Annotated in this window: 1 protein-coding gene; it reads right to left on the bottom strand. The window is 74.3% G+C overall.

The features are described 5' to 3' along the window. A partial coding sequence (locus ACWDAK_RS40710; RefSeq protein ID WP_449806582.1) for an SDR family NAD(P)-dependent oxidoreductase occupies window positions 1-4,361 on the bottom strand: 4,361 nt, incomplete at both ends.

Here is a 4,361-nt window from a genome sequence, read left to right as displayed (position 1 = left end):
GCGACGGTGCGGAACTCGGCGAGCATCGGCTCCATCAGCGGCGAGTGGAAGGCGTGGCTCACGGTCAGCCGCTTGGTCTTCCGGCCCTGCGCCGCAAGCTGCTCGGCGACCGCGACAACGGCTGCCTCGACGCCCGAAATCACCACTGAGGAAGGCCCGTTGACCGCCGCGATACCCACCTCGCCGGCCAGCAGCGGCAGCACCTCGGCCTCCGAGGCCTGCACCGCCACCATCGCACCACCCGAAGGCAGCGCCTGCATCAGGCGGCCACGGGCGGCCACCAGAGCGGCGGCGTCCGCCAGCGACAGCACACCCGCCACATGCGCCGCGGCCAGCTCACCGATCGAATGACCAGCCAGCACATCCGGCCGAACACCCCACGACTCCACCAACCGGAACAGCGCCACCTCGACCGCGAACAGCGCCGGCTGCGTGTAACCGGTCTCGTCCAGCCCCTCGCCGCCGAAGACCACCTCACGCAGCGGACGCTCCAGGTACCCGTCCAGCTCCGCGCAGACGGTGTCCAGGACGGAGGCGAACGCCGGGAACGCCTCGTACAACTCGCGGCCCATCCCGGCCCGCTGACTCCCCTGCCCCGTGAACAGGAACGCCAGCCGGCCGAGGCCCGCCGTTCCCTCGACCAGGCCGGGCACATTGGTACCCGCGGCAAGCGCCTCCAGGCCCTGGACGACGCCCGCCAGGTCCTCGGCCACCACGACGGCACGGCGCTCCATCGCGGACCGGCCCATCGCCAACGAGTAGCCCACATCGACCGGTTCGAGACCGGACCCGTGCTCCAGCAGCTCGCGCAGCCGCTCGGCCTGACCGCGCAGTGCCTCCGCCGTCCGGGCGGAGAGCGGCCACGGCGCCACCGGCGTCGCCACCGCCGGGGTCTCGTCCTCGGCAGCCTCCTCGACGGGCGGCGCCTGTTCGATGACGGTGTGCGCGTTGGTACCGCTCACGCCGAAGGAGGACACCGCCGCCCGGCGCGGACGGCCGGTCTCCGGCCACGGCTGCGCCTCGGTGAGCAGCGAGACCGCACCCACCGACCAGTCGACCTGGTGGGTGGGCTCGTCGACGTGCAGGGTCTGCGGCAGCACACCGTGCCGCATCGCCATCACCATCTTGATCACACCGGCGACACCCGCCGCGGCCTGGGTGTGCCCGATGTTGGACTTCAGCGAACCGAGCCACAGCGGACGGTCGTCCGAGTGCTCCCGGCCGTAGGTGGCGAGCAGCGCCTGGGCCTCGATCGGGTCGCCCAGTGCGGTGCCGGTACCGTGCGCCTCGACGGCGTCCACCTCACCGGCGGACAGGCCAGCCGAGGCCAGCGCCTGCCGGATCACCCGCTGCTGGGACGGCCCGTTGGGCGCGGTCAGACCGTTGCTGGCACCGTCCTGGTTGACGGCGCTTCCGCGCACGATCGCCAGCACCGGATGCCCGTTGCGCCGGGCGTCCGAGAGCCGCTCGACCAGCAGCATGCCGACGCCCTCGCCCCAGCCGGTGCCGTCGGCGGCATCGGCGAACGCCTTGCAGCGGCCGTCCTCCGCGAGCCCGCGCTGCCGGCTGAAGTCGACGAACGCACCCGGGGTGGACATCACGGTCACACCGCCGGCCAGGGCCAGCGAGCACTCCCCCGCCCGCAGCGCCTGGATCGCCCAGTGCAGCGCGACCAGCGAGGACGAGCACGCGGTGTCCACGGTCACGGCCGGGCCCTCCAGGCCCAGGCTGTAGGCCACTCGGCCGGACATCACGCTGGCCGCGTTGCCGGTGCCGAGGAAGCCCTCGGAGCCATCGGGCGCGCTGAGGATCAGCGGCAGGTAGTCCTGGCCGTTGGTACCGGTGAAGACGCCGGTACGGCTGCCACGCAGCGAGGCCGGGTCGATGCCCGCCCGCTCGAACGCCTCCCAGGAGACCTCGAGCAGCAGTCGCTGCTGGGGATCCATGCCGAGCGCCTCACGCGGCGAGATCCCGAAGAAGCCGGGGTCGAAGTGCCCGGCCTGGTCCAGGAAGCCGCCCTCGCGCACATAGGTGGTGTCGGGGTGCTCCGGATCCGGGTGGTAGACGGCCTCGAGGTCCCAGCCGCGGTCGGTCGGGAAGCCGGCGAGGGCGTCCGTCCCGGCGGCCAGCAGCCGCCACAGGTCCTCGGGCGAGCCGACGCCGCCCGGGAAGCGGCAGCTCATGCCGACGATCGCGATCGGGTCGTCGTCCACCGCACCCGCCGCCGGCACCGGGGCGACGGGGGCCACGGCCGGCGCGGCACCCAGGATCTCGGCGCACAGGTGCTCGGCGAGCGCGGTGGCGCTCGGGTAGTCGAAGACCAGCGTGGCGGGCAGGCGCAGGCCGGTGAGCGCGGCCAGCAGGTTGCGCAGCTCGACCGCGGTCAGCGAGTCGAAGCCCAACTCGCGGAAGGCGCGAGCGGGTTCGACCGCGTCGGGACCGGAGTAGCCGAGCACCGCGGCGACCTGGGCGCGGACGAAGTCCAGCGCCAGCCGGCTGCGCTCGCTCTCCGAGGCGTTGGCCAGCCGCTGCTGGAGCGAGGAGTTGTCGGACTGGGCGGCCTCCTCCGCGTCGGCGGCCGCCATCGCCCGCTGGGCCTCGGGGAGTTCGGCGAAGAGGGTACTCGGCCGGATGGCCGTGTACTGGGGGGCGAATCGGTCCCAGAGGATGTCCACCACGATCGAGAAGGTCTCGTCGCGGTCCAGCGCGTGCTGCATGGCGGCGACGGCGAGGTCCGGGGCGAGCGCGGGCACGCCGCCTCGGCGCAGTCGCTCGGTGACGACCTCGTCCACGGCCATACCGCCCTCGGCCCAGGCGCCCCAGGCCATGGCGGTGGCGGGGAGTCCGGCGGCGCGGCGCTGCTCGGCGAGCGCGTCCAGGAAGGAGTTCGCGGCGGCGTAGTTCGCCTGGCCGGGGCCGCCGAAGGTACCGGCGAAGGACGAGAACATCACGAAGGCCGAGAGGTCGAGCTCCCGGGTGAGCTCGTCCAGGTTGACGGCCGCGTCCACCTTGGGACGGAGCACGTTCGCCAGTCGCTCCGGCGTCAGCGCGTCCAGCACGCCGTCGTCCAGGACACCGGCCGCGTGCACCACGGTGTTCAGCGGGTACTCGGCGGGGAGCGAGTCGAGCAGCGCTGCGAGCGCTTCACGGTCGGCGACGTCGCACGCGGCGACGGTCACCCTGGTGCCCAGGCCGGTGAGCTCCGCCTCCAGTTCGGCGACTCCCTCGGCATCGCGGCCCCGGCGGCTGGTCAGTACCAGGTGCTCGGCGCCGGCCCGGGCGAGCCAGCGGGCGACATGGGCGCCCAGGGCGCCCGTACCACCGGTCACCAGCGCGGTACCACGCGGGGACCAGCCCTGGGCGACGGCGTCGCCGTGCGGGGCCCGTACCAGTCGGCGGGCGAGGATCCCGGAGGCGCGGACGGCGAGGTGGTCCTCGTCACCGAGGCCGGCCAGCACGGCGACCAGCCGGCTGACCGCGCGCTCGTCCGGGGTCTCGGGAAGGTCGATCAGACCGCCCCAGCGCTCCGGGTACTCCTGCGCCACCACCCGGCCCAGACCCCAGACCTGATTCTGCCTCGGGTCCTGCAGCCGGTCGGACCGCCCGGTCGAGACCGCACCGCGGGTGGCGCACCACAGCGGCGCCTCGATCCCAGCGTCCCCGAGTGCCTGGACCAGCGCCAGGGTGCCGGTGAGACCGGCCGGCGCGGACGGGAGTCCGGGGTGGGAGCCGTCCACCAGGGCGAGCAGCGAGAGCACACCGGCGATCTGCTGCCCGTCCTCGGGCAGGGCGGCGCGCAGCTGCTCGGCCAGCTCGGGCCGGCCCGCCGTCGCCGGGTCGAACTCGACCTGCCGTACCCGGACGCCGCACCGCGTCAGCGCTCCGGCCGAAGCCGAGGCCCACTCGGGTTCGGCACAGCCGACCGGGACCACCAGCAGCCAGTCGCCCGCGACCGTGGCCGACGCCACCTCGGCAACCGGCCGCCAGCTGACCCGGTAGCGCCAGCCCTCGACCGTGGACTGGTCCCTGCTCTGCCTGCGCCAGGCCGTCAGGGCCGGCAGCACCGAGCTCAGCGGCTGATCGCCGTCCAGGTCCAGGGTCGCGGTGAGCATCTCCAGGTCGCCGCGCTCAACGGCCTCCCAGAACCGGGCGTCCACGGGGTCGCTGCCACCGCCGGCCGCCGTGGCGGTCTCGTCCCAGGCCGCGGGCGTCGGCCAGTAGCGCTGCCGCTGGAAGGCGTAGGTGGGCAGATCCACCCGACGGGCGCCCCGGCCCGCGAACACCGCCGCCCAGTCCACGGCCGTGCCACGGACGTAGGCCTGCGCGACGGCGGTGGTCAGCGCCCGCGCCTCCGGGCGGCC

The organism is Kitasatospora sp. NPDC001175, from assembly GCF_053598215.1.
This window is presented reverse-complemented; position numbering and strand designations above follow the sequence as displayed.